Consider the following 25,365-nt stretch of genomic DNA (forward strand, 5'->3'; position numbering starts at 1 on the left):
TATAAAATACAGATAAAAAATATTTAATTTTTTTAAAAAGATAATTGCTGTCCACTTCTTCGAAAAAAGAAAACCTTACATCTATTCATTCTAAAAGGGCTATGCTGAAAAATCCTTCAAAAATTATTACTCTTAAATCTTTTTTCTCTCGGCTGTTTTCTAAAGAGAAGCTAGAGGATAATTTTTATGATGCAATTAAAAAGCTAAAATCTAACAGTAAAAAAATGACGTTAGAAGAAAAAAAGATTTTTATGAATCTTCTGAAATTTGGTCATAAAACTGTAGAAGATGTAATGATCCCTAGATCTGATATTAAGGCAGTAAAATTAACTGCCAGTATAGATGAGTTAAGCCAAATGCTTAATAGCAGAATACCTAATACTAGAACATTAGTTTATGATGAAACTCTGGATAATATAGTTGGCTTTATTCATATAAAAGATTTGTTCAAGATACTTGTTACTAAGCAACTTATTACAAATCAAGAATTGCAGCTAAAAAAAATAATTCGTAAACCTATCATCTCTGCTCATTCAATGAAATTGATAGATTTACTAGCAAAAATGCGAAGAGATCGTGTACAGATATCGATAGTTGTGGATGAGTATGGTGGAACTGACGGTATTGTAACCATGGAAGATATTATGGAGGAGATAGTTGGCAGAATAAATGATGAGCATGATAAGAAATCAGATAATGATAGTTTCAGAATTATCAATAATAATACTATTTTATCAAATGCTCGAATGAAAGTTGAGGATCTTGAATCAGCTCTAGGTGTGAAACTAAAACTCCAAAATGATGAATTCGATACAATTGGTGGTCTAGTCTTAGCAAAAGTAGGTAATGTCCCTTTGGTTGGTACTAAAATTGATATTGAGCAGCAGGTTGAACTTGAAGTGATTGATGCAAGCCCAAGATCACTTAAGCAAGTTAAGCTGCGGTTAAAAAATGGTACAATATTACATGATAATACCTTATGATTATTACAACTAATTTGGCCATGAGCTATGGTGCAAAAATATTATTTACCGACGTAAATGTTCATATCAAAAATGGTAATAGATATGGGCTTGTTGGGGCAAATGGTGCTGGTAAATCCACGTTCTTTAAGATTTTGCTTCAAGAGGAAGAGGCTAGTATCGGAGAATTTACCTATGTCAAAAATGCACGTATAGGATGTTTAAAGCAGGATCAATTTCTTTATGAAAATACCTCAATTATTAATACCGTTATTGCCGGTAGAAGTGAATTATGGCAAGCACTGCAAGAAAAAGAAAAATTATTAGCAATTGATCAATGTGATGAGGAAATCGGTTATCGATTAGGTGAGTTGGAACAAATTATAGCTGACAATGATGGATATATATCAGAAATTTTTGCAGTTGAGTTACTGCTTGGTTTAGGAATACAAGAAAAATATCATCTTCAGCCTTTATCCGTTCTATCCGGCGGCTATAAACTTAGGGTACTCTTAGCCCAAAGTTTATTCAATAATCCTGATATATTGTTACTTGATGAGCCAACAAACCATCTTGATATAGTCTCAATTTATTGGCTAGAAAATTATCTAAAACAGAAATTCAAAGGTGCTTTGGTATTTATTTCACACGATCTTGTTTTTCTTAATAATATTTCTACACATATTCTTGATATAGATTATGGTACTATCAAGATTTATACTGGTAATTATGATATTTTTGTTCGTGATAAACAGTTGGTTACCGAACAAAAGCTTAAAGAATTTTCTCATTTAGAGAAAAAAATTGCTACTATGCAGAGTTTCGTTGACCGGTTTAGAGCGTTGGCTACTAGGGCTAGGCAAGCTGCATCACGAGAAAAACAAATAGAAAAAATGGAATTACCTGACATCCAAGAAAGTTCGCGTGTTAGTCCATATTTTAATTTTAAGCAAAAAAGACCATCTGGAAAATTAGTGTTAAAAGTTCAGGGTATTTCTAAAAGCTACGAGGATAAAAAAATATTAAATAATGTGAATTTTACTGTCTCACGTGGAGAAAAAATTATTATTATTGGTCCAAATGGTATTGGTAAATCCACTTTGCTTAAGATTCTTATTAATAAAATTTCTGCTGATTTAGGAAGTTATGAATGGGGTTACGAAACACAAGTTTCTTATTTTGCTCAGGATCATCATGAATTATTAAATGAAAGTATGAGTGTTATTGATTGGTTATCCGACCAAATACCTACTGAAAGTGATAATGTGCTACGTAATGTACTAGGTCAATTATTATTCCGTAAAGATGAAGTAAGTAAGAATATTCTAAATTTAAGTGGAGGGGAAGGAGCACGTTTATTACTAGCAAAAATTATATTGGAAGAAAGTAATATATTGATATTAGATGAGCCAACTAACCACTTAGATATTGAATCTAAGGATATGTTAAAAAAAGCTCTAATTAACTATCAAGGAACTCTAATATTAGTAACTCATGATCGAGATTTTGCTAGCAATATAGCCACAAGGGTTATTGCTCTATCCCACCGAACTATCACTGATTTTAAAGGTAAATATCAGGAATATTTGCATAAATATGGTAATGATTATTTGGATAGTAGTTGGGTGTTGGCAAATAAGAGAGTGAAATAGTATAGTAAACTCAGGTTACTTTAGCAATTGCCTTTAATATAAGGAAAAATGCATTCTTAAAGCGGCTAACGCGAATGCATTTTAAACCTTTCTAAAGCTAAAAACATGATTTTAAAAGGTTAAAATCATGTTTTTAGCAAAATATTAATTTAACAATCAGATGCAGAGCCGTCTCAAATCTGATTGTTTCCATAATTTCACCGAATTTGGGATAAGAATTGATAAATTCTTATCCCAAATTCGCGTAATTGGAGATAATTATGATAGAAAATACTGAACTATTGAAAGAGTTTGTGGTTAAATGTTTAGAAGAAAAAAAAGCAGAAGATATAATAGTAATAGATATAAGACAAAAAACTACATTAGCTGAATATATTATTTTTGCAAGCGGGCGTTCAACTAAAAATGTTGGAGCAATTGCTGAATATTTAGCTTTAGAGTTAAAACATCAAGCTAATATCGATACTAATATTGAAGGACTTAGAACATCTGAATGGGTATTAATAGATGCTGGAAATATATTAGTTAATATTTTCTATCCAGAAACTAGAGAATATTTTAAGTTGGAAGAGATGTGGAGCAAAAAATAAATTAAAAATATTAGATTTTTTACTGAAAACTACTTAGTGTATTTAAAAAATAATGTATTAATACTTCTAGGGAAAAGGTGTAAATGGAAGAGCATATTCTTATCAATATTATAATTTTAATAGGAACAGCTGTATTTGTTGTAGCAATACTGAAACGCCTTAATCTAAGCCCAGTTTTGGGTTATTTAATTGCAGGAGCGGTAATTGGAGACCATGGATTTAAGATTGTAACATATGATCAAACAAAATTACTAGGAGAATTAGGAGTAGTTTTTTTACTTTTTGCTATAGGTTTAGAATTATCTTTTGAAAGATTAAAGGTAATGAGGCGGTATGTATTTGGTCTTGGCTCACTACAAGTGTTAACTACAACTATAGTAATTGCTGCCGCTGTTGTACTAATCAGCGGTAATAGTAGTGCTGCAATTATTATTGGAGGTGGTCTTGCTTTATCCTCAACTGCCCTTGTTATGCAAGTTATTGAGGAAAGCCGTAGCCAATCAACTCAACTAGGTCGTATATCCCTAGCTATCTTGTTATTACAAGATTTAGCAGTTGTGCCATTGCTAGTTATGGTACCACTATTTGCTAGCAATAGTAAAGATTCGTTAGCGATAGCTCTAGGAACAGCTTTACTTAAGGCTATCATAGCACTACTTGCAATATTTGTTGCAGGTAGAGTGTTACTAAGACCTTTATTTGGGTTAATTTCATCGGACAATGGCGATATAAACGAGCTACCAATTTCCATGACTCTATTGGTAGTTCTATCTGCAGCTTGGGCCACGCAATATTTTGGTTTATCACTTGCTTTAGGAGCTTTTGTTGCAGGTGTTTTGGTTGCAGAAACAGAATTTCGGTTGCAAGCTGAAGAAAGTATATACCCTTTCAAAAGCTTATTGCTAGGACTATTTTTTATGAGCGTTGGAATGAATATTGACGCTCAAGAAATATACGCTCAAATATCAACTATACTAACTTGTTCTATTGCCTTGATTGTAGTAAAAGCACTAATTATTGCCGCCTCTTGCATTTTATTTGGTTTTAATAAAGGAGTAGCCTTGCATGCAGGTTTATTATTATCACAAGGTGGAGAATTTGCTTTTATCTTATTCGGTCTTGGTAAAGAAACTCAGGTTATTAGAGAGAGTACGGCTAATGTTCTGTTATTAGTGGTGACATGTACTATGGCATTAACTCCATTACTGGCAATTTTAGGAAGAAAACTTGCTGAAAGACTTGATAAACAACTTGGCAAGACTCCAATACAAATTATAGAACTTGGAGCAAGAGATTTAACAAATCATATAATAATTGCCGGTTTTGGTAGCGTTGGTAGAATGGTAGCATTAGTACTGGAAGCTGAAGGAATCAATTATATAGCACTAGATGTTAATGACGAGATTGTAAAAGCAGAAACAGCTAATGGCTTTCCAGTTTTTAAAGGAGATGTATCACAGATTGATACGCTAAAAGCTGTGGGAGCAGAAAGGATTTTAACTCTAGTACTTACAATGAATAATAGTGTTACTATCAAAAAATCTCTTCGAACAATTTCAAGTCATTTTCCAGATCTTGAAGTTATTGTAAGATTAAAGAATCTAGAAAAGGCTAGAGAATTTTATGATGCTGGAGCAACAACAATCATACCAGAAAATTATGAGACGGGGTTACAGCTTGGTGGAACAATTTTAAAATTTATTGGTCTTAGTGAATATGAAATAAATCGTATCAAAGGGCAATTTAGATCAGGTAATTATGTAATAGCTAAACGAGATGATGCTTTGCGTGAATTAGAAGAGAATGATTAAAAATAACCATGGCAATCAAGTTACTAAAGCAACAGTCATATATTTTGATTATAATCTTGACCATTACACCTTTACTAACGACAGCTGATAATCAGAAATTGCCGATACCTAGATTTGCCTCAATAAAGGCTAATGAGGTAAATGCTAGAGTTGGTCCTTCGATAAAGACACCTATAGAATGGGTATTTGTTAAAAAAGGTGAACCAATAGAAATTATTGCAGAATATGAACAATGGAGGCAAATTCGTGATATAAAAGGAAAAGGAGGCTGGGTACATTCAAGTGTATTGTCCGGTAAAAGATCGGTGATTGTGGTAAGTTCCAAGTTAGTAGCTCTGACTCGAGCAGTTAATGATCAACATAAAATTGTTGCAAAAGTAAGTAATTATGTCCGTTGCCTACTTAATAAATGCAAACAAGATTATTGTCAGGTGTGCTGCAAGAATTATACTGGATGGCTACCTAAAACAGTATTGTGGGGAGTATATAAGGATGAATAATATATACTCTTGCCTCTACTGCAAATCCTTGCTCTGTGTCTTATATCTTAATTAGGTTTTAGTGTGACTAGGTTAGGACTCTAGTCACATTACAATTTTTTTCAAAAGGGGTCAAAAGCATATTGCAATCTACACTTTAAAATTATTCAGGCAAGATTCTCCCAAAGATTATTAAATTGATACATCTATACAAATGTATGATAAGGATTGGTTTATAACAATTCTTATGTTACTTTTGGTTCTAAAATCATCCACTAGGCTGAGCCATTCAAGACTAGTAGTAATTTTTTCGGATATATCAAACGGGAGTATTCTAGTAAGCTACTTTATCTCTTGAAATCATAGCAGTATAATAGACTTCTTTCGAAACTCTACTTCTGCTGGTGATTTGTACGTCGATGCGGTACTCGAATCCTCACGTACATTAGAGTACGATGCGGTTCTGCGTTCCGCGTCTCCTTCAAATCCTTCAGCATAAGCAAGTTTCGAAAGAAGTCTATTATACCATTTCCAAAAACTAATCATCATGTCGTTGTACTTCATAATCTCCGCTCCTCACGTACTAGTTATACGTTCCGGTGTTCAACACTCCTACTCCGAGTAGCAATTTAGTTTTGGGAAATGGTATTACTCAAACATAGTTCTTTTTGTAAATTTTTCCATAAAAACTGATCTGATTGAACTAATTTAATCAATTTATCTAGGGCTACTTTATCTTCATTACCATTTCCATGTATTAGTACTATGTCACCATCTTTAACTGTCTCATGTTCAGGAAGCCTATGTATCCACGCACTTGCACCTAATTGTATTAGCCCATAAGAAGTTAATATATCTAATATTTCTTGACTGGCTACTAACCCAGGAAATCTAAAAAATAGAGATGGTAATTCGCCCATTTCAATTAGCAAGTGTTCGGTTTGTAATATTTCATTTTCTATATCAGTATTTGGCAGTAATAAAAAATTGTCTGTAAAATCTTTATCAGGGTAGAAAATATGACTAAAACTATGATTAACCCACGTGATTTTTATATTTTGGGTTGGAAGAGTTTGTAACCACATAAAGTCTTCTAGATGAGTTGCTATCCATAAACCACTTACAGCTATTAATAGGTTTATTTCTTGACTTCTTTTAGCAGTTTTTAAAATTGCATCAAATAAATTATGTTCTAACATTTTTATTGATGGACACATATCTATGGATAAAAAACATCCTTTGACTCCTGGAATATTCTTGAGACCTTGATTCTCTCTACTATCTTTTATATTATTAAAATAATACAATGATCTATAGTATACAGAAGATTCAAGTTCCTTTAATGAGAAATATCTTCCATCTTGATCACTCTTACGGTAAGCACATAAGTTCTGAGCGACTATCTTAATTTCTAGAGTATTAATATTAACTATTACAAAATAGTCCTCATTACTCCTTTTAAATGACCGAATTACAATAAATGACTGATTATTAAATATGCATGGTATATGAGATGTTTTTTTGTAATTAAAGATTAACTTATTTGTTTGTTGCATAAACCTCTTTTTCTTATTACATATTGGAAATTAGGTACAAACTTATAACACCCAAACCTCACTGTTTCATGACTTAGTATAATCCCATGATAGACTATATGTTCCTGAATATCACGATAACTGTTATTGAACCTATGATATAACCATACTGCATGACTGATAATACTAACTGGAAAACGATATCTCTTTGGAGGTTTATTGATGTACATAAATATAAGTAATAGATTACGTGATTATTATGAAACCATTCTATAAATATATACTATCTATTATACAATCCAAATTATTTTTTAGCTTAACTTGACGATGCCATTATGAATGTTTACAAAAATTTTCAAATAACTGCTTGCATAAAGTGAGAATGTAGTATATGTTGCTGCAGCAATAAAAACCGTATTAAACGGTTTATCGTAAAAATAGAGTATATATGCTAAAATCTGTAGAAACAAACAACATAAATCTAACAAATTATCTAATGACAAAAGATAATGTAAATATAAAGAATGCTAATACACCATTGAGCCTAAATACCATAAATATCCATAACAAATATATAAAAGTTAAAATAACAACAGTAGATTTATTGTTCTCAACACAAAAGCAGAATAGAGGTATTCTAAATATTCTATTAACTAATCAACAAGTATATATATCATACATAATAAAAAACAAGACAAACTCCTTATTTAAAACAGTAAGTGATAGCCTTCCTTAATAACTCTTTTAAAACAAGAGGTAAAGGTACGGAAGAATCGTGACCAATATCCCGAAGTTTTATCAAACAAATTCTTCAAAGAAAATAATATACACAATCTAAATTATTAACACATTAAACTTGAGGTTTTACATGAATTTATCTAATCTTCTTATTTGGCTCTCTCCTTTGGTGAGTGGTATTAACTCTGTTTATGGTTTCAGAAATACTAATGAAATAGATGCAAATGGCACATCATTCGTAACTTACGATAATAATGATATTTTAGACTCATTTAACACTAAAACACCTTTTGATTTACTTGAGCAAGAAAAAATTGATCCGTATTTTACAGAAAAACTAGAATCTAAAACAGTACCTATAGAGAAACATTTTGTCCCAGAATTATTTAGAACCATGGATGCAAAAATATCTGACGATAACACTCCATATTTTCAGATAAAGCATCCTTTAAACATGAGCTTAACTCTCAAAGGCTTTACTGTTGATCAGATATTAAAGGTTAAGGCCAGTATTCGTGAATCTATTGCAATATTTGACAGCACAATTGGAATAATACCACTGAAATGGAACACAAATGTACTCTTACCAAGTGGGATGCTCCTCATTGATACATAGCGGGACAGTATATGCCTGGAGGTAACGATCCAGAAAATCCCAATATTATACGATGTGCAATGACAGCTATAATAGGAACACCAGAAGAGTATGATGGTAGTGTTGTGGTACATGAAGTAGCTCATGCCATTCAATATTATAACACTGATGGTAAAGGGATAAGGACGTTATTATCTGAAGGAATTGCAGCATTTGTTCAACGTAATAATGACAATTCTAAACATTTAATTAATTCAGCTCGCTCTCTTTTTGATAACAAGGCATTGCAAAATTATAATGACGATCAAGTTCTAGAGAACTCTATTGGACGATATACAATAGGACCCGTTATAATAAAGTATTATCAAGAATATACACTAGGAACAATAAGAAACTTTTTGGAATGTCGGAAAAATAAAGAAGAACCACAATGTGTAGCTACACACTTAAAACCATACTTTGATGTATCAAAGTTCAAAAAATGGCTAAGTGATAGTGCAGATCCTGCAGCAGCACAGGATACACCCTTTGTTATTATATGCAACCCTAACAGTTCAAAATATGAAATATCATCTTGCGATTCAGGTACAGTGAAATGGGCTGAGGAAGAACTTAATAACCATACCGCAATGTATCAGAGAGTCCAAGGTTGCTTCCCTCATAAACAAAAACATATACCTTCAGATAGTGATATTATAGTCTATTATGATAACTACAAAATATCCTATAATATTAAGGCAGGAGTATCGCTTACTACAATCCAGCAGAGTTCTGCTACAACATATAATTGTGGTACCCATTGGGGAGATTGGCTCTTAGAACTAATACATAGAACGGAAGATGCTATAAGTGATGACAAGAGTTGTGTCTCAATACAACAAGAGATAGGTCGGACTATAATTAAGAATATGCAGAGTTGTCATGCTACTAATAGTGTACAGCCTACTACAACTGTACAGCCTACAAGTGTAGCATCTACTACAACTCCTTATCATATAGATAAAATATTACTAATAAAATGTGATTCTTCTGACTCAGTATGTGTAGTATTTCATTGCAATACACTTAATGGTCTGAATATAGTAGATTCTTATATTAGAGATCATTGTCGATCAATGCCAGTTACAACTCATAATCATCAGGGTAATAATATTGCAGTTACTATAGTCAAAGATGACAACGCTATTCAACAGTTCGAGTGTATTGACGGCTGGGGTGATTGGTTAATGCAACAAATTCAAGGTTCTACTATACAGAGCCTGTTTGCTAATAGAGATATTCCTCATGGTTGTAGAAGTACAACAACTACTACTCCATCTACTCATACTGAAGATAATAACACTGAAGAATCAACAAGCTCTTCTATACCATTAGCTATAGTTGGAACAGGAATAGCAGTAACCACACTAATAGCAATCACAATATATGCTATAAAAAAAATTAAGAGTGGTGGTAGTTCAATTGGTCAGCAAGAAAACTCAATTGTTGAGATGACTATGTCAGCACTTGGTAAAATATTTTCACATCACAATGATGAACCTCTTTCTGCAATACCTGATCAGCCAAAAGCGATACATATAATAACAAAGCAAGATATTAAATCACCTAATCTAAATACGACGACACTCTCGCCAACAATAACTCTTATTAATATATTTGGTACTGAGAATTCAGCAGCAGAGCCATTATTAGGAATAGACGAGCATATATATTATGAGATACCATTTGAATCACTGTTATTAGGTCAGCAGGCATAGTCAAGTTAAGTTGAGAAATAATGAAGAACTTGTCAATGTAAATATAGAAAAAATAGCTTCCATGGGGAACATACTCTTCTGCTTTGAAGAATTGGTTTTTGCAAATATACTGTTCGTAAATGAAGAGTTGGTAGACGAAGGTCAACTTCAAGAAGAGCTAGGAGTGTCAAAGTCGAGCAGCGGAGCGTACATTAGTACGTGAGCAGCGGAGATCTTTAGACACGACGACGCCAATTCTTGAAGTTCATCCCGACTTCCGCATTTTTTAATAAGGCATAAGCTTAGAAGGGTCATAGTGCTAGGATTTTTAAAATTTAGGCACAACATTATTTTGTTATTTTAAATATATTGCAGCATGGTCTGAACGTTTGATGTTAAAGGTTTTATAGATTTTTCTAGCTTCGTTTTTTATTGCACTTGGTAGTCTATAAAGATCACCAGTCTTTGTATGTCTTAAGATTGAATCCTGTACTGATATTAATAATTCAACGATGTTAGTTACACTGATCTTTTGGGTCAGAGCAACCTTGTATTCTATAGTTTTAAGCACTGCAAAACTCATATAACACACAGCTATGTGTGCTTCTATCCTTTGTTTAGTCCAGTGAAAAATTGGACGCATTTGTAAATTATGTTTATTGATTCTAAATTGCTCTTCAATTACCCATAATCTAGCATATTTTGCTATTGCTTCATGTGGAGTTATAGTCTGGTCATTGGTGATTACCCCATGTATGCCATCCCACAACGCATCCTGCTCTATCTTCTCTGCGTCAATATAGCTCTTGCCATTTTCACTAGAAGTATATTTTTTTACTCCACTATTAGATATAAGTTTTTTAGTACTACCAAACTCACCAATAGTCTTATTAATTTTATCTAAAATTTTTTGTCGCTCCTGTGCATCATTAATAGCCCTTTTAGATTTATAACTGGTAATTAGACGTTTACCATCATGCTCTAGATCGGCAATCCAAGTAAGATCATTGCCTATAACAGTAGGCTTATAGTTTTCCTCTGATAATATTTCTTCTTTCTTTTCTTTCTTGAGTGTTTTAAGCTTTGCTGCCACAATATAACGATAACCACCTTCATCGAGAGCTTGCAAGTTAGCTTTACTAAACATTGCACGATCAGCAATAAAACAGACATCTTTAACTTTAAGATACGCTTGCCAGCTGTTAATTGATTTAATTAAGGTGCTAACTTCTGCGGTATTACCACTAAACAGCTCATAGCCAAGTGGTAATCCATCCTCATTAGTTGCTAGGGCAAGAACTAGTTGGGTAGTATTAAAGCGATGATCTTTACTATAGCCAAAGGCTCTTAGCTCATCTATTTCTACTGATTCAAAGTATAGTGTAGTAACATCAAAAAATACTAGGCTAATCTCTTTATTAGGAATCAGGGTTAGGGTGTTTTTAAAGCATAATTCTTTAATTTTAGGTATTTGCTCATGTAATTTGTCCATCATCCGATAAGTAGCATCTAGATCATGATGCCTGTCAAATTGATCGCTTAAATACTCAACTATCCCTTTTTTACTATTTGGTCTTACCATACGGGCTAACACTAAATCCTTCAGCATCCCAGCGTCACGTTTCCTTGCTAGTAACTGGTTAAAATGCATTTGATCATAAACATGCCCCCCTATTTGATGCACTCCTTCAACAACTCGCTTGACTTCTACAACCTCATTTAGTTTTACTTCGTTAACAGGTAGAATATCTTTTAGCAGCTTGTTAGTTGGACGACCTCTTTTAACCTCGTTAGTATCATCAGTAAACAAATTCCCCTGCCCAGTTGCAGCTTCTCTCTCAGCTTTAATCTTGGCAATCAAATATTGTGCTAGGGCAACTAATTTAGCTTCTTCTACTTCATCTACGAAGACTCCTAAATGACGTACTATACGCTGTTTGACGTTACCTTTACTATCACGATAACCTTCCACTATTTGAATAGATTGCCTTGGACTATTAGGAGTTTTTTTACGACGTATGTACATATTAGGGCTATAAAATATGGGGCTATATTTAATTAATTAAATAATAAACAACATCGCAGTTAAAGTCAATAATAAAATATCTACTAGGCACAACAGAACGAGAGTACCACTTCACCTCCTTACTAATGCCACTTATAACAACTAATATCAAAAAATCTGCGGAAGTCAGGAGCAGCGGAGCGTACATTAGTACGTGAGCAGCGGAGATCTTTAGACACGACGACGCCAATTCTTGAAGTTCATCGAGTATACTTGCGGGGTATAGTCAATTCGATATAAGAATTGTTAATTTTTATATCGCATTGAGATAAATCCAATTCTCCAAATCATTCGAGTATACACGTAATAAAACCTTGATTGCAAAGGCAGCCCTATAGTACCATACATTTTTTATATAACCACTATTAAAATGGCTACTGATCGTCTATTAGCGAGGAGACGCTGAAAGCGGCGACGCGGCAATCTAGGATACGCGAAGCGTTACTCTAAAAAAACAGCTTCGCTGTTTACCTAGATCGCTACGGCATCTAAAGAGCCTTGCTATGACGATTATAGAAAAATGTAGGGTACTATGAGGCAGCCCCTACACCACATGGAATGTTGAACTAGGATATAATACTCCTATACTAAGCAAAGCATGTGAACTTAGGGTTTACTTGGTTTTTGTTGGGGTATTTTGATCAGTCTGTCGATCTAGCTGTTGATTTGACTGTTCTTGTTTCAAAAGCTTACTTTTCTCCTCTATTGAGTTAAGAAAGAAATAAGTAAACGTTAGAAACCCGACCAAAAGCGGGATAACGACAAATATAATTGCCTTTAATTTTCTAGCCGATTCTTCACGATCCAAGCGGCTTTCTCTTTCTTCTTCTGTTTCTTCAATCTTTTCTGTTTCAACATTTAATTCGTTAGTAATAATTTCTGAATTTAAATTGTCTTTTAACATTTGTATAACCTATTAATTCTATAGTTAAGAAAGATTTTAATAAACCCTAGCATAGTTGTTTGAGTCTTACAAGTAATAATATAAAATTAATTTATAAATATCTAAAAAAATCGTTAAATCATTAAAATAATAATAATTAAGTTAATTTAAGTAATTATTTTACAACACAAGGTATTTGTGATAAAATTTTATGAGTTGATAAATCCAGTATGTTCATAATTGTATTTGGTAACAAACCTAAATAAATTATTGCTACACAAAGCGGCATAATTGCAAGTATCTCATAAAGATATAGATCTTTAAAACTTATAACCTGATTATTAGTAATTTGTCCTAGCATTACTTCCTTATAAAGTTTTAGCATATAAACAGCTCCAAGAATAATGCCAACACTACTTATAATAGCTGCTACTACATTAGCTTGATAAATACCTACCAAACTTAAAAATTCTCCTATAAAACCGCTAGTGCCTGGTAAACCTATAGAGCCAAGCATGGCAATCATGAAAAAGGTGGCGAGTATTGGCATTTTATTTGCCACTCCACCATATTTGTCTATCTCCTTAGTATGCAATCTATCATACAAAGTACCAATTATCAAAAACAAAGCAGATGCCACAGTGCCATGACTAATCATTTGATATATGGCTCCCTTAATCCCAGCTTCTGTTAAGCTAAAAATTCCTCCAGTCACATAGCCCATATGAGCTATCGATGAATAAGCTATCATCTTTTTCATGTCTCTTTGAGTCAGTGCTACTAGTGAACCATATATTACAGCAAAAATACTCAGCACTAATACATAAAATACAAATTCTTTTGATATATTTGGAAACATTGGTAATGATACACGTAAAAACCCATATGCTCCAAGTTTTAACAATATACCAGCCAAAATGACAGATCCAGCAGTTGGTGCTTGTACGTGTGCATCAAGAAGCCACGTATGGAACGGCAGCATAGGAACTTTCACTGCGAAGGCTATAAAGATTGCCCACCATAAAACCCTCTGCACCGGTAATGTTAATGAAGGTACTAATTCGTTTAGATTAAGCATATTAAAACTATGAACTTGGCTATAAATATATATGAGTGACAATAAGAAAAATACCGACCCCGAAAAAGTATAGAGGAAGAATTTTACGGCAGCATAAACTTTATTTTCACCTCCCCAAATTCCTATAATTATATACATAGGGATCAATATTACTTCAAAAAATAAGTAAAATAATAGTAAATTCATTGAGCAGAAAGCCCCAATGCAAAAAGACTCAATTAATAAAAAACAAAATAAGAATTCTTTGATATATTTTTTGACGGTAAATAAGCTAGCTATAATACAGATAAGGGTTAAAAAGCTTGTCAGAACAACAAAAAATATTGAAATTCCGTCAACTCCAATGTGGAATTCAAGACCTATAGATTGAATCCAACTATAACATTCTACAAATTGATAAAGTTTTGATGTATTATCAAATTGAACTAATAAATAAATAGTAGATATTAGGGTTAGGATAGAGCTTAAAACTGCGACATACATCGCATAAACTTGTTTATTTTGGGCTTGCTTATTTACTGACTTACTTTGGTTGATAAATAGCAGAATATATAATGCACTTACTAAAGGCAAAAAAATACTTATTGATAAGATCGGTAACCCGGACATTTTAAGCTCTAATAATCAAATTACGCGAATTTGGAATAAGAATTTGTCAATTCTTATCCCAAATTCGGTGAAATTATCGAAACAATCAGATTTGAGACGGCTCTGCATCTGATTGTTAAACTAATATTTTGCTAAAAACATGATTTTAAAAGATTAAAATCATGTTTTTAGCTTTAGAAAGGTTTAAAATGCATTCGCGTTAGCCGCTTTAAGAATGCATTTTTCCTTATATTAAAGCCAATTAGGGATAAAAATTAACTAATTCTTATCCCTAATTGGGGTAAATTAACTCCGATAACTTTAGCGTTTATTAGAATATACAAAACTAATATCTCTTGAACCACGCTCAATTGCTGCTGCTACCTTTAGAGTATTATATTCATCAAGGGCTTTTCCTATTACTTGCATGCCAAGAGGCAACCCCCTAGAAGATAATGCAGCAGGTACAGAGCAACAAGGAAGACCGGCAAGACTAGCTGGAATAGTAAATAAATCGTTTAAATACATTGTCACAGGATTATCTTGTTTCTCACCTAAGTTAAAAGCTTCGGATGGTGCAGATGGCAAAATTATTGCTTCAACTTGTGCAAAAGCTTTCTTGAAATCATCTAAAATCAAGCGTCTTATTTTTTGGGCTTTTAAGTAATAAGCATCCATAAAAGCAGATGAAAGTAAATAAGTACCAATCATAATACGTCTTTTAACTTCAGCACCAAAGCCAGCAGTCCTTGTTTTTTCATACATTTCCTCAATGGATATTCCCTCATTTCCTACCCTAATTCCATATCTTATACCATCATATCTAGATAAATTAGATGAGGTTTCAGCAGGTGCTATAACGTAATATGCAGCTAGAGCATATTTAGAATAGGGTAATGAAATATCAATAATTTCTGCCCCATCATTTTTTAGAATATCAATAGTATGCTGCCACATCTTAATAATATCCGGTTGTATACCATCTTGTTTCATAATATCAAATGGTACACCTATTTTCATGTTTTTTGCACTACTATTACATGCTGATCTTAGCTCTAGTACCTCAGAGTTTATAGAAGTAGAATCATTTTCATCAAAACCAATCATGGCTTGTAGCATTAAAGCAGTATCTTCAACAGTTCTTGTAAGTACTCCAGCTTGGTCAAGCGAACTGGCAAAAGCAATCATACCATATCTAGAACAGCGACCATATGTTGGTTTGAAGCCAACAAGCCCAGTATAACTAGCGGGCTGGCGAACAGAACCTCCTGTATCACTTCCAAGAGCTGCCATAGCTAAAAAGCTACTGACAGCAGCTGACGAGCCTCCAGAAGATCCACCAGGGACTACCGGAGTTGTAGGTGCATCTACCGCTTTCCAAGGACTAATAACGTTACCAAAATAGCTAGTAATATTAGCCGATCCCATGGCAAACTCATCCATATTAGCCTTACCAAGCATTATTGTGCCATGATCTCGAACATTTTTACTTACAGTAGATTCATATGTTGGGACAAAGTTGCTGAGTATTTTTGAGGCGGCAGTAGTCAGTACTCCTTTTGTACAAAAAAGATCTTTTACAGCAATAGGAATTCCTTCTAAGGGTCTTGCTATTCCATTATGATAATTTTGATCAGCAATTTTAGATTGCTCTAAAGCAATATCTGTAGTTTCAGTAATATAAGCATTTAACTCTTTATGTTTGTCCATTTCTTTAATATGTGCTTTAGTCAGCTCAACACACGAAAATTCTTTATTTTTTAAGGCTTTAAGGGCTTGTGTGATGGTTAATTTTATAATTTCTGACATATTTTACTCTACTACTTTTGGGACAACAAAACATTTTACTTCTTTGGCAAGTTCTGCCTTATCATTAGGCACATTAGCAAATAATTCATCAGAAATGTCACCATACAATACTTGGTCTTTTCGCATTCTTTGGTGCATATCACAAACAGAAGTAAGTGGTTCAACGTTACTACAGTCTACATCGTTTAAAATGTTGATCATATTCATCATCTCAGTTAATTGATGGGCAAAACTGCTTATCTCTTTTTGGGTAAAATTAAACCTAGCAAGTTTTGCTATTTTTTGTACTTCTTCATTTGTAATCATTATATACCTTCAAATATTATAGTCATTATAGCATGAAATATGTCTGCACTAATAGTTTATGGCTATTTTATGAAAAAATATACCTAAGTCATTTAGGTGGCATCTCTTTAAGGAATGACACCTATTTTTAGACTTAAATAGTCAGTATTTCTTGTTCTTTTTGTTTAACATGCAAGTCTACTTTATTACTATACTCATCAGTTAATTTTTGGATTTCTTCTGATAGGTTATGTTGTTCATCTTCAGTTATGATACTGTTTTTTTCTAACTTTTTTAAATCTTCATTACCATCCCTTCTTATATTACGCAAGGCAATTTTAGTATTCTCTCCATATTTGTGAGCAAACTTAACAAGCTCTTTGCGGCGTTCTTCAGTAAGTAGCGGTATTGTGATTCTTATTAGCTGTCCATCTGATGAGGGGTTTAGACCCAAATTTGTATCCATAATAGCTTTTTCTACAAATTTTACTATAGATTTATCCCACACCTGTACAGTAATAGTCCGTGCATCTGGAGTTGAGAGACTTGCTACTTGCGACAATGGTACTTTATCTCCATATGCTTCAACCAATACAGGGTCAAGTAAGTTAACTGAAGCTCGACTAGTCCTGAGTCCCTTAAGTTCGTGATCTAATACCCTTATCGAACTATCCATTTTTGATTGTAATTCTTTACGTATAGTTGCTTTATCCATACTTTACTCACCTTCTTGAATTTTTGTATATTCACCTTTTCCTTGCAGTACTTTTGCAAAATTACCTTTCTCTTTAATAGAAAATACCTTAATTGGCAAGTTGTTTTCTCTAGCCACAGCAATAGCAGCAATATCCATAACTTGTAAATTATCTTTTAAAAGATTAGTATAACTTATAGTAGAATATTTCACTGCATTAAGGTTCTTTGTCGGATCTGCATTATATACACCATTAACCTTAGTACCTTTTAGTAATAAATCACAGCTCATTTCAATTGCTCTTAAAACAGCTGCACTATCAGTAGTACAAAATGGATTACCAGTACCGCCGGCAAAAATTACTACTCTACCTTTTTCTATATGTTTTTTTGCTTTACGACGTATATAAGGCTCACAAACGCTCATCATAGGGATTGCAGAAAGGACTCTAGTATGAACACCCAAACTTTCCATAATATTTTGTAGAGTAAGTGCGTTTATTACCGTACCAAGCATGCCAATATAATCACCAGCAGCTCTTTCCATGCCAAATAAGACATCAGTGCCACGATAAATATTGCCACCGCCAACGACCACACATACTTCTATTCCAAGATCAATTGCTTCCTTTATATCTTCAGCAATTCCTAGGATTATAGAGTATTCATGACCAAATTGTTTGTTGCCCATTAAGGCTTCGCCAGAAACTTTTAATAGGACTCGTTTATATTGCAAAGAGGACATAAATTAAACTCTTGGTTTTATAAATTTTCTATGTAAACCCTAAATACACTCTCGATGTACCCCAATTCGGGATAAGAATTTGTCAATTCTTATCCCGAATTCGCATGATGTCATTCCTGCGACTCATCTTCGAGATAAATATGAGCAGAAATTATGCTATAGAACGTGAGTATTATGCGACGAGTGGAGTGTAGAATTAAATTCTCGTTACTGACTACATGTATGAACCTCCTGTAAAATGCAAGAAAAAAATAACATCTAATAGCAAAAATGCAAATGCATACATGTATCCGGCTTATAGTTAATAAATTATGTGTAATTTATCCTACAGCCCTGATGGAATTCGCTGGCTTACAAATTTACTATATACTTATCATTTTATCGGCTTCAAAGAGCCATTGTAGTCATCAGTTTTTTTGTAAGCTAAGGTTTGTCTTATTTACCATCAATATTATTATCTCACGCATATTCCGGGTTGGAATCTTTTACATATTCTTTGTTTACCTATTAATTAATAAACCACTATTTATTTTATTTTATGTTAATTATAATAGCTCTGTGCTACAAACTTTACTCTCTACATAATCATCCCCTGACCTTAGTACTGCAAACACCACTCTTGCCAGTTTATTAGCTACAGCAACTACTGTTTTATTATGTCCATTTCGCTCAGATAAATTAAACATCCACTGCGTAAATTTGCTAAAATCTTTTTTAGATTTTTGTTCTTCCAATGTAAATCTTATCTTGGCATTTAGTACAGCTCTAGCTCCTTGGATCAATAGAGTACGCAAGTAAACATCACCTCGCTTGCTAATTCCAAGCAACTTATCTTTCCCTCCACTGGAATGCTGCCTTGGCACTAATCCAAACCATGCCGATAATTGCCTACCATTCTCAAAACTTGTAGCATTACCTATTGATGCTATTAAAGCAGTAGCAGTAATTAAACCAAGACTAGGTATAGCTGTTAATCGTTGATATTGAGTTAAGTTGCTAGCTATTATTTTTAATCTTTTTTCTATCTCTTTTATTTTTTTGTCATTATCCAAAAATTCCTCTTTCAGTTCACTAAATGTTTGATAACCCAGCTGGCTTAAATTTCCTTCATCTAAAATCTCGGTTAATTTTGTCATAACCTTATTGATCCCTTGAGGAATAATAAAACCAAATTCATGTAGTAGACCCCTAATTTCATTAGCAAGGGCAGTACGATTTTTTACCAATCTCTCTCTTACTCGATGAATTGATAAAATATCTTGTTGTTCTACAGTTCTAATTGGTACAAACCTCATATTTGGTCTTGTTACCGCTTCACATATAGCTTCTGCATCAGCTTGATCATTTTTATTAGTTTTAACATACGGTTTGACAAATTGTGCTGCCATTAGTTTTACTGTATGCCCCAATTTAGTTATTTCTCTTGCCCAGTAACTAGCTCCGCCGCAAGCTTCCATCCCTACCAAACATTTTGGTAAATTAGCCATAAATGTTAAAACTTGATCTCTCATTAATTTTTTCTTTAATACCGTCTTACCATTTTTATCTACACCATGAATTTGGAAAATTCTTTTTGCAATATCTATACCAATTGTGGTAACTTCCATCTTAGCCTCCTGATTGTTATTTTAATATTTAATATTAACTTTAGAAGATTAGCAACTGCTTTTCATTCTGTATATCAGGAGGGCCATACCATTATTTTTTCACCTGTGGAATTTTATAATAAATAAATACTGATAAAAGTGTACTTTAATGACAAGAGTTTTTATTTGAAACAAAACAATGGTAATACACATAAGAAGCATTATGTTGACTAATTTTTAGTATGTCAAGTAGAAAAGTGATGTTTACATGACTACAAACTTCATGCCAAAACCACTGCAAACCTGATTCTTTAGACGTTTTAAGCACTTTTTTGTCTCGAAGATGAGAAGCGAAGCAATCTAGGAAACAATCTATAGATAAATGATGTTACTGGATTGCTTAGTCGGCCTTACAGCCTCCTCGCCAATAGACGTATAGGGAAGCTGTATTTACTAACTTTCAACAGTTATGGTACTATATGCACACTCCGCTTGCTCACCATTCATTTTCAAATCCAATCCTCCAAATCATTTAAGTATACCCTGTCTATTCCAGTGATCTGACTTTTTTAAAAAATTCCTTCATTAAATTCTCAGAAATTTTTGCTGAAAAACCACTATATATTTCAGGATGGTAAAAACAAGATTTACTGTTAAAGAAACGCCCACTATTCTCAACTCCTCCCTGTTTTGGGTCATTTGCTGCATAAAATAATCTGCCTATTCTAGCGAAAGATATTGCAGCAGCACACATTGTACATGGTTCTAAAGTAACATACATATCACAGTCTGATAGATTCTTACTAGATAGAATTTGACAAGATTGATTTATCGCGACAATTTCAGCATGGAGTAGCGGATTCTTTGTTTGTTCAACAATATTATGAGCCTTTGAAATAACTTTGTTACTTATTCTATTAACTATAATAGCACCTACCGGAATTTCATTTTCATTAAAAGCAAGTTGTGCCTGCTTTAAAGCCTCCTCCATGAAGAAATTGTTAAATTTGGTTGATGTTTTCACGGTAATTCACTTTTTCCTCATAACCATATGGATCTAGGTGAATAATTATTTCTGCACTTGGAAACTCTAATAACAATGCAATATAAATTTTATCACTAATATAATGAGAACTATACAATGACATATCTCCGTCCATTTCTATGTGACATTGTATAAACGGCTTACTTGCAGCATATCTAGTCTTCATTTCGTGTATACCTTTTACTTCTTTAAATCTAGTAATTATTGAGAGAATTTTTTTTCTATCTTCTTCAGGCATTTCTTCATCAATAAGATTTTTAAAAGCTTTTCTGAATAAAGCATAAGAGGCATATATTATATATATTGCAATACCAATGCCAAATAATGAATCTATAAACCAAAAATGAGTACTTAATTTTATAGAAACAATTACGCCAACATTTGTTAGTAAATCTGTAAAATAATGTAATTTATCTACTTTGATTATTTCAGAACCAGTTTTTTTTATCACATAAGTTTGATAAGCCACCAAAATAAAAGTTAGGATAATGCATAAATATAGTACATTAATGCCAAATTCTATATTGCTTGGAACTGATCCATCAATAAGAGACCTTAAAGAAGAAAAACCCATAAATAAACCCGAAACAACAAAGAATACTGCTTGTGAAAAAATTGCTAAATCTTGGATTTTTTCATGACCAAATCTATGGTGATAATCAGGTGGCTGCAGTGAAAAACGAATAGCAATCAAATTAATAAGAGATGATGAAATATCAAGCATAGTATCAATTAAAGACGCTAGAATAGATTGAGAATCAGTTACTAGCCATGCATAAGATTTAATAAATAAAATGAATACAGCTATACTAAAAGACAAATAAGATGAGGACTTGATTAAAATTTGATGTTCTGAATTAGTCATATAAAATTTTCGATTTTATAGTATAAAATGTATTAGTGTTAGTATATATTAGTGTATAGTATATACTAACCCTAGGGTGTGTCAAATAACGTAACTCTTAAACATATGGTTTTTATGAATTTAACATGCAAAATTATAGCAATTATTTTAGCAGCAACAATGTTACACGGCTGTTCTGGTATGAATAAACAAGGTGGTGGAACGCTAATTGGTGGTGTAGCTGGCGGACTTTTAGGATCACAATTTGGTAAAGGGACTGGTCGTCTTGCTGCAACTGGTATAGGTGTTTTAGCTGGTGCACTTATTGGTGGTCAAATTGGTCAAACTATGGATGAACATGATAGGAAATTGGCAGAGCTAAGTTCTCAGAAAGCATTAGAGGCTACTCCTAGTGGTCAGAGTGTAGAGTGGCGTAACCCAGATAGTGGTAATTACGGGTATGTAACACCAAGCAAAGCTTTCAAAGACGATAGTGGTCAGTATTGCCGTGAATATACTCAGGTAGTTGTTGTGGGTGGTAAGCAAGAAAAAGCTTATGGGAAAGCTTGTCGTAGACCAGATGGTCAATGGGAAATTGTGCTTTAAGCTCTATCAAAATTTATCATCAGTTGACCTTTATACCCCGTTTAGAATATAATAATCAGGCTAGCACTAAGCCTGATTGTTTCTATTGTAAGCCCCCCAACTTTTAAATTCCCCTTATTAATGGGATAACGTAACAAAATTAGAGAGTGAGAATGAAGCAATATAGTGATTTTTCGAAGATTATTCATCGTGAAGGCTACATATTTATCGTAAGCTTTGCAGTTGTGACTTTTTTACTTTCTACTGTTCATAATAGTTTTGGATATGTAGGATTAGTTATAACGATTTGGTGTATATATTTTTTTAGGAATCCGGATCGATTTACCCCTATTAGTGACGATCTAGTAGTCAGTCCAGCAGACGGAACAGTGCAAAAAATAACTGAAGCAATTCCTCCGCTAGAACTTGGTCTTGGTAATCAGGAAATGATTAGAGTTAGTATTTTTTTGAATATTTTTAATGTTCATGTAAATCGTATTCCAGCTAATGGAAAGATTTTATCCCTACATTATAATCCAGGAAAATTTTTCAATGCCTCTCTTGATAAGGCAAGTATATATAACGAACGTCAGTCTGTTTTAATGGAAACAAATAGTGGTCATAAAATTGCGTTTGTTCAAATAGCAGGATTAATAGCAAGAAGAATATTATGTGATTTAGAAGAAGATACTGAGGTTAGGGTTGGCGATAGGTATGGTATCATCCGCTTTGGTAGTAGAGCTGATGTCTATCTGCCGCTTAAAACTGCACTTTGTGTCACTGAGGGTCAGACTTCAGTTGGTGGAGAAACTATTATTGCTGATTTTAGGATCAAGAAAACATCTGAACTTAAGTTTGAAAAAAGGTAATATTCTTACTGCTTTAATATAAGTATACAGGTATAAATTGCTTAAAATACACAAAGTTAAAATAACAAAACCAATCCCGTTTATAAAATTGCTTCCTAATTTTATCACTTTATTGGGTCTTGTGGTTGGTGTTAGTGCTATTAAATTTGGATTAGATGGTAGATGGGAAAAGGCTGTATATTGTACCTTAGTTGCAGCTATAATAGATGGAATTGATGGTAGGATAGCAAGAATGCTAAATGCTACCAGTCCTTTTGGTGCTGAACTGGATTCATTATGTGATTTTGCTAATTTTGGAGTAGTCCCAGCTTATCTTGTATATTTATGGTCTTTCCAACAATATGAATATAAAGTATTTTCATGGGGTTCTATATTATTGTTTATGGTATGCATGGCCTTAAGGCTTGCAAGGTTTAATACTGCTATTTTTCAGGAGATACATAATAAGAAAATAGAATATTTTTTTACAGGCGTGCCTGCACCTTGTGGAGCTTTACTTGCTCTAATGCCAATGATTTTGGATTTTGAAGTAAGTAGCGTTTTAGGTATCAATATCCGTAAACATACTATTATGATAAATTTATATATTGTTGTAATTGCTTTTTTACTTGCCAGCAGCCTACCAACATTTTCAACAAAAAATATTAATATAAAACACGAATATTTATCATTAGCGATGATGGTATTTGCTGTTATCATTATAAGTCTTATTATATATCCATGGTATTTGTTACCATCCATTGCCTTTATATATATGTTATCTATACCAGTGTGCTATTTTATTAGCAGGAAATTCTATTAGATTTGTTGCATAATAACTAGGGACAAGTAAGTTAGTCAAGGAAAAGGACTTACTTTTTACAGTCTATGAGTATAAATATAGTATACTAGAATGCTCTAGAGAATTGGTCTATCGAATTATAATAGGAATTAAGTTAGGGACTTATAAGGTCATTTGTAATGGATGCTAAGATTAAGTTGCGTTTGAGTTGGATTAAGTTATATAAACAGTTAGAGCATGCAGGAAAAGTATGCGAACATTATGGTATTTCACGCTTTACATTACGCAAGTGGTACAAACGCTATGAAGTATTAGGTAAAAATGGTTTGTGTGATATTAGTAGTAAGCCCAAAAACTTTCCTTTTTAAAAAAGAAGTGAAGTTGATGAAAAAAAATGCTTAAAAAACATAATGTAGCTCCGTTGAATTTAAAACGTCATTATCGTAAACAGATTAAACGTTATAGTTCTAAGATTCCAAGAGAAAGGGTGCAAATGGACGTTTGTAAAATCGCTAATAATTTATACCAATATACTGCCATAGACGATTACACTAGGTATAAGGTATTGGCTTTATATAATCGGCGTACTGCTACAAATACTGTAACTTTCTTGGAACAGGTTATAGAACGTATGCCTTTTCCTATACAACGTCTGCAAACTGATAGAGGTCAGGAATTTTTTGCTTATGTGGTACAAGAATATTTGCAGAAGAAGATCAAGTTTCGCCCTATCCAACCATTATCTCCTCACTTGAATGGTAAGGTAGAAAGATCGCAAAGAACAGATTTAGACGAATTTTATAGTAGCACTGATCCTAAGAATCAAGAGCTTCAGAGTAAGCTTATGATTTGGGAAGAGTATTATAATAAGCATCGATCGCATAGTGTTCTGCATGGTAAAACTCCCACAACTGTTGAAAGTTTACAAATACCTATACCACAGCGTCATTGCAAGCGTAAGCGAAACAATCTATAGATAAATGATGTTACTGGATTGTTTCGTCGGCCTTACAGCCTCCTCGCGACTCATCTTCGAGATAAATATGAGCAGAAATTATGCTATAGAACGTGAGTATTATGCGACGAGTGGAGTGTAGAATTAAATTCTCGTTACTGACTACATGTATGAACCTCCTGTAAAATGCAAGAAAAAAATAACATCTAATAGCAAAAATGCAAATGCATACATGTATCCGGCTTATAGTTAATAAATTATGTGTAATTTATCCTACAGCCCTGATGGAATTCGCTGGCTTACAAATTTACTATATACTTATCATTTTATCGGCTTCAAAGAGCCATTGTAGTCATCAGTTTTTTTGTAAGCTAAGGTTTGTCTTATTTACCATCAATATTATTATCTCACGCATATTCCGGGTTGGAATCTTTTACATATTCTTTGTTTACCTAT

At 33.1% G+C, this 25,365-nt stretch carries 27 protein-coding genes; 13 read left to right on the forward strand and 14 right to left on the reverse strand.

Going from position 1 to position 25,365, the window contains the following annotated elements:
* Positions 1–47 precede the first annotated feature (47 nt).
* From AAHN03_RS02445 to AAHN03_RS02465, 5 genes are all read left to right on the forward strand, one after another.
* The gene (locus tag AAHN03_RS02445) at positions 48–983 is read left to right on the forward strand and encodes a hemolysin family protein (RefSeq protein WP_410521354.1); all 936 of its coding nucleotides are present in this window, start codon (positions 48–50) and stop codon (positions 981–983) included.
* A complete protein-coding gene (locus AAHN03_RS02450; protein ID WP_342278995.1) occupies positions 980–2,614 on the forward strand; it encodes an ABC-F family ATP-binding cassette domain-containing protein in 1,635 nt (544 codons plus the stop codon). Before AAHN03_RS02445 ends, AAHN03_RS02450 begins: the two co-directional genes overlap by 4 nt.
* Positions 2,615–2,874: 260 nt before the next feature.
* Complete coding sequence (gene rsfS, locus AAHN03_RS02455) at positions 2,875–3,204, forward strand: ribosome silencing factor (protein WP_342278996.1); 330 nt, start codon at positions 2,875–2,877, stop codon at positions 3,202–3,204.
* An 83-nt stretch (positions 3,205–3,287) separates the two neighbouring features.
* Positions 3,288–5,015 carry a cation:proton antiporter gene (locus AAHN03_RS02460; RefSeq protein ID WP_342278997.1) on the forward strand — a complete coding sequence of 576 codons (1,728 nt, stop codon included), beginning with the start codon at positions 3,288–3,290 and terminating at the stop codon, positions 5,013–5,015.
* A gap of 8 nt (positions 5,016–5,023) precedes the next feature.
* Positions 5,024–5,515 (forward strand): SH3 domain-containing protein, encoded by a 492-nt coding sequence (locus AAHN03_RS02465; RefSeq protein ID WP_342278998.1) that lies wholly within the window; start codon positions 5,024–5,026, stop codon positions 5,513–5,515.
* A gap of 339 nt (positions 5,516–5,854) precedes the next feature.
* Here AAHN03_RS02465 and AAHN03_RS02470 read toward each other — a convergent pair whose 3' ends face one another.
* From AAHN03_RS02470 to AAHN03_RS02480, 3 genes are all read right to left on the reverse strand, one after another.
* Positions 5,855–6,058 (reverse strand): palindromic element RPE1 domain-containing protein, encoded by a 204-nt coding sequence (locus AAHN03_RS02470; RefSeq protein ID WP_342278999.1) that lies wholly within the window; start codon positions 6,056–6,058, stop codon positions 5,855–5,857.
* A gap of 65 nt (positions 6,059–6,123) precedes the next feature.
* The gene (locus tag AAHN03_RS02475) at positions 6,124–7,050 is read right to left on the reverse strand and encodes a hypothetical protein (RefSeq protein WP_341761865.1); all 927 of its coding nucleotides are present in this window, start codon (positions 7,048–7,050) and stop codon (positions 6,124–6,126) included.
* Positions 7,029–7,259 carry a hypothetical protein gene (locus tag AAHN03_RS02480; RefSeq protein ID WP_375331513.1) on the reverse strand — a complete coding sequence of 77 codons (231 nt, stop codon included), beginning with the start codon at positions 7,257–7,259 and terminating at the stop codon, positions 7,029–7,031. Before AAHN03_RS02480 ends, AAHN03_RS02475 begins: the two co-directional genes overlap by 22 nt.
* Before the next feature lie 218 nt (positions 7,260–7,477).
* On the opposite strand from AAHN03_RS02480, the gene AAHN03_RS02485 reads away from it, so the two are divergent.
* The 3 genes from AAHN03_RS02485 to AAHN03_RS02495 all read left to right on the forward strand — a co-directional run bounded on the left by AAHN03_RS02485 (position 7,478) and on the right by AAHN03_RS02495 (position 10,119).
* Complete coding sequence (locus tag AAHN03_RS02485) at positions 7,478–7,765, forward strand: hypothetical protein (protein ID WP_341761864.1); 288 nt, start codon at positions 7,478–7,480, stop codon at positions 7,763–7,765.
* 132 nt (positions 7,766–7,897) lie between these two features.
* The gene (locus AAHN03_RS02490; protein ID WP_342279000.1) at positions 7,898–8,383 is read left to right on the forward strand and encodes a hypothetical protein; all 486 of its coding nucleotides are present in this window, start codon (positions 7,898–7,900) and stop codon (positions 8,381–8,383) included.
* An 11-nt stretch (positions 8,384–8,394) separates the two neighbouring features.
* Positions 8,395–10,119 carry a hypothetical protein gene (locus AAHN03_RS02495; RefSeq protein ID WP_342279001.1) on the forward strand — a complete coding sequence of 575 codons (1,725 nt, stop codon included), beginning with the start codon at positions 8,395–8,397 and terminating at the stop codon, positions 10,117–10,119.
* A gap of 334 nt (positions 10,120–10,453) precedes the next feature.
* Here the strand turns inward: AAHN03_RS02495 and AAHN03_RS02500 are convergent, their stop codons facing one another.
* The 11 genes from AAHN03_RS02500 to AAHN03_RS02550 form a co-directional block, all read right to left on the reverse strand.
* Positions 10,454–12,124 carry an IS1634 family transposase gene (locus tag AAHN03_RS02500; protein WP_342278361.1) on the reverse strand — a complete coding sequence of 557 codons (1,671 nt, stop codon included), beginning with the start codon at positions 12,122–12,124 and terminating at the stop codon, positions 10,454–10,456.
* 652 nt (positions 12,125–12,776) lie between these two features.
* Entirely contained in the window at positions 12,777–13,067 is a 291-nt protein-coding gene (locus AAHN03_RS02505; protein ID WP_342279002.1) for a hypothetical protein, read from the reverse strand.
* Positions 13,068–13,221: 154 nt separating this feature from the next.
* Positions 13,222–14,733: an NADH-quinone oxidoreductase subunit M gene (locus AAHN03_RS02510; protein WP_342279003.1), complete on the reverse strand. Its 1,512-nt coding sequence runs from the start codon at positions 14,731–14,733 to the stop codon at positions 13,222–13,224.
* A gap of 300 nt (positions 14,734–15,033) precedes the next feature.
* Complete coding sequence (gene gatA / locus AAHN03_RS02515) at positions 15,034–16,521, reverse strand: Asp-tRNA(Asn)/Glu-tRNA(Gln) amidotransferase subunit GatA (protein WP_342279004.1); 1,488 nt, start codon at positions 16,519–16,521, stop codon at positions 15,034–15,036.
* Between the two features lie 3 nt (positions 16,522–16,524).
* Positions 16,525–16,827 carry an Asp-tRNA(Asn)/Glu-tRNA(Gln) amidotransferase subunit GatC gene (gene gatC / locus AAHN03_RS02520; protein ID WP_341751542.1) on the reverse strand — a complete coding sequence of 101 codons (303 nt, stop codon included), beginning with the start codon at positions 16,825–16,827 and terminating at the stop codon, positions 16,525–16,527.
* Positions 16,828–16,960: 133 nt separating this feature from the next.
* On the reverse strand, positions 16,961–17,521 hold the full coding sequence (gene frr / locus AAHN03_RS02525) for a ribosome recycling factor (RefSeq protein ID WP_341762670.1): 561 nt from the start codon (positions 17,519–17,521) through the stop codon (positions 16,961–16,963).
* A 3-nt stretch (positions 17,522–17,524) separates the two neighbouring features.
* Positions 17,525–18,244: a UMP kinase gene (pyrH, locus tag AAHN03_RS02530; protein WP_341751544.1), complete on the reverse strand. Its 720-nt coding sequence runs from the start codon at positions 18,242–18,244 to the stop codon at positions 17,525–17,527.
* Positions 18,245–18,789: 545 nt separating this feature from the next.
* On the reverse strand, positions 18,790–19,851 hold the full coding sequence (locus AAHN03_RS02535) for an IS110 family transposase (RefSeq protein ID WP_342278860.1): 1,062 nt from the start codon (positions 19,849–19,851) through the stop codon (positions 18,790–18,792).
* A 145-nt stretch (positions 19,852–19,996) separates the two neighbouring features.
* Complete coding sequence (locus AAHN03_RS02540) at positions 19,997–20,158, reverse strand: hypothetical protein (protein ID WP_341761148.1); 162 nt, start codon at positions 20,156–20,158, stop codon at positions 19,997–19,999.
* Between the two features lie 219 nt (positions 20,159–20,377).
* Positions 20,378–20,821: a nucleoside deaminase gene (locus AAHN03_RS02545; protein WP_342279159.1), complete on the reverse strand. Its 444-nt coding sequence runs from the start codon at positions 20,819–20,821 to the stop codon at positions 20,378–20,380.
* Between the two features lie 10 nt (positions 20,822–20,831).
* Positions 20,832–21,740: a cation diffusion facilitator family transporter gene (locus AAHN03_RS02550; protein ID WP_342279005.1), complete on the reverse strand. Its 909-nt coding sequence runs from the start codon at positions 21,738–21,740 to the stop codon at positions 20,832–20,834.
* Between the two features lie 114 nt (positions 21,741–21,854).
* Between AAHN03_RS02550 and AAHN03_RS02555 the strand changes: the two genes are divergently transcribed.
* The 5 genes from AAHN03_RS02555 (at position 21,855) to AAHN03_RS02575 (ending at position 24,930) form a co-directional block, all read left to right on the forward strand.
* A complete protein-coding gene (locus AAHN03_RS02555; RefSeq protein ID WP_342279006.1) occupies positions 21,855–22,325 on the forward strand; it encodes an RT0821/Lpp0805 family surface protein in 471 nt (156 codons plus the stop codon).
* Positions 22,326–22,477: 152 nt separating this feature from the next.
* Positions 22,478–23,173 (forward strand): phosphatidylserine decarboxylase, encoded by a 696-nt coding sequence (locus AAHN03_RS02560; RefSeq protein ID WP_341751576.1) that lies wholly within the window; start codon positions 22,478–22,480, stop codon positions 23,171–23,173.
* A 37-nt stretch (positions 23,174–23,210) separates the two neighbouring features.
* Positions 23,211–23,975 carry a CDP-alcohol phosphatidyltransferase family protein gene (locus AAHN03_RS02565; RefSeq protein WP_341761617.1) on the forward strand — a complete coding sequence of 255 codons (765 nt, stop codon included), beginning with the start codon at positions 23,211–23,213 and terminating at the stop codon, positions 23,973–23,975.
* A gap of 158 nt (positions 23,976–24,133) precedes the next feature.
* Positions 24,134–24,322: a helix-turn-helix domain-containing protein gene (locus tag AAHN03_RS02570; RefSeq protein ID WP_341762652.1), complete on the forward strand. Its 189-nt coding sequence runs from the start codon at positions 24,134–24,136 to the stop codon at positions 24,320–24,322.
* A gap of 26 nt (positions 24,323–24,348) precedes the next feature.
* The gene (locus AAHN03_RS02575; protein ID WP_341761619.1) at positions 24,349–24,930 is read left to right on the forward strand and encodes an integrase core domain-containing protein; all 582 of its coding nucleotides are present in this window, start codon (positions 24,349–24,351) and stop codon (positions 24,928–24,930) included.
* Positions 24,931–25,365: the final 435 nt, after the last annotated feature.

Source organism: Candidatus Tisiphia endosymbiont of Myopa tessellatipennis (assembly GCF_964031105.1).
Taxonomy (GTDB): Bacteria; Pseudomonadota; Alphaproteobacteria; order Rickettsiales; family Rickettsiaceae; genus Tisiphia.

What these genes read in the sequence shown, in the direction of transcription:
- gatC (WP_341751542.1), bottom strand. Translation starts at nt 16,827, where the DNA reads ATGATTACAAATGAAGAAGTACAAAAAATAGCAAAACTTGCTAGGTTT.
- AAHN03_RS02490 (WP_342279000.1), top strand. Translation starts at nt 7,898, where the DNA reads ATGAATTTATCTAATCTTCTTATTTGGCTCTCTCCTTTGGTGAGTGGT.
- AAHN03_RS02480 (WP_375331513.1), bottom strand. Translation starts at nt 7,259, where the DNA reads ATGTACATCAATAAACCTCCAAAGAGATATCGTTTTCCAGTTAGTATT.
- AAHN03_RS02545 (WP_342279159.1), bottom strand. Translation starts at nt 20,821, where the DNA reads ATGGAGGAGGCTTTAAAGCAGGCACAACTTGCTTTTAATGAAAATGAA.
- AAHN03_RS02570 (WP_341762652.1), top strand. Translation starts at nt 24,134, where the DNA reads ATGGATGCTAAGATTAAGTTGCGTTTGAGTTGGATTAAGTTATATAAA.
- AAHN03_RS02535 (WP_342278860.1), bottom strand. Translation starts at nt 19,851, where the DNA reads ATGGAAGTTACCACAATTGGTATAGATATTGCAAAAAGAATTTTCCAA.
- AAHN03_RS02550 (WP_342279005.1), bottom strand. Translation starts at nt 21,740, where the DNA reads ATGACTAATTCAGAACATCAAATTTTAATCAAGTCCTCATCTTATTTG.
- gatA (WP_342279004.1), bottom strand. Translation starts at nt 16,521, where the DNA reads ATGTCAGAAATTATAAAATTAACCATCACACAAGCCCTTAAAGCCTTA.
- AAHN03_RS02485 (WP_341761864.1), top strand. Translation starts at nt 7,478, where the DNA reads ATGCTAAAATCTGTAGAAACAAACAACATAAATCTAACAAATTATCTA.
- AAHN03_RS02495 (WP_342279001.1), top strand. Translation starts at nt 8,395, where the DNA reads ATGCCTGGAGGTAACGATCCAGAAAATCCCAATATTATACGATGTGCA.
- frr (WP_341762670.1), bottom strand. Translation starts at nt 17,521, where the DNA reads ATGGATAAAGCAACTATACGTAAAGAATTACAATCAAAAATGGATAGT.
- AAHN03_RS02510 (WP_342279003.1), bottom strand. Translation starts at nt 14,733, where the DNA reads ATGTCCGGGTTACCGATCTTATCAATAAGTATTTTTTTGCCTTTAGTA.
- AAHN03_RS02560 (WP_341751576.1), top strand. Translation starts at nt 22,478, where the DNA reads ATGAAGCAATATAGTGATTTTTCGAAGATTATTCATCGTGAAGGCTAC.
- AAHN03_RS02470 (WP_342278999.1), bottom strand. Translation starts at nt 6,058, where the DNA reads ATGAAGTACAACGACATGATGATTAGTTTTTGGAAATGGTATAATAGA.
- AAHN03_RS02460 (WP_342278997.1), top strand. Translation starts at nt 3,288, where the DNA reads ATGGAAGAGCATATTCTTATCAATATTATAATTTTAATAGGAACAGCT.
- AAHN03_RS02555 (WP_342279006.1), top strand. Translation starts at nt 21,855, where the DNA reads ATGAATTTAACATGCAAAATTATAGCAATTATTTTAGCAGCAACAATG.
- pyrH (WP_341751544.1), bottom strand. Translation starts at nt 18,244, where the DNA reads ATGTCCTCTTTGCAATATAAACGAGTCCTATTAAAAGTTTCTGGCGAA.
- AAHN03_RS02450 (WP_342278995.1), top strand. Translation starts at nt 980, where the DNA reads ATGATTATTACAACTAATTTGGCCATGAGCTATGGTGCAAAAATATTA.
- rsfS (WP_342278996.1), top strand. Translation starts at nt 2,875, where the DNA reads ATGATAGAAAATACTGAACTATTGAAAGAGTTTGTGGTTAAATGTTTA.
- AAHN03_RS02475 (WP_341761865.1), bottom strand. Translation starts at nt 7,050, where the DNA reads ATGCAACAAACAAATAAGTTAATCTTTAATTACAAAAAAACATCTCAT.
- AAHN03_RS02465 (WP_342278998.1), top strand. Translation starts at nt 5,024, where the DNA reads ATGGCAATCAAGTTACTAAAGCAACAGTCATATATTTTGATTATAATC.
- AAHN03_RS02575 (WP_341761619.1), top strand. Translation starts at nt 24,349, where the DNA reads ATGCTTAAAAAACATAATGTAGCTCCGTTGAATTTAAAACGTCATTAT.
- AAHN03_RS02505 (WP_342279002.1), bottom strand. Translation starts at nt 13,067, where the DNA reads ATGTTAAAAGACAATTTAAATTCAGAAATTATTACTAACGAATTAAAT.
- AAHN03_RS02500 (WP_342278361.1), bottom strand. Translation starts at nt 12,124, where the DNA reads ATGTACATACGTCGTAAAAAAACTCCTAATAGTCCAAGGCAATCTATT.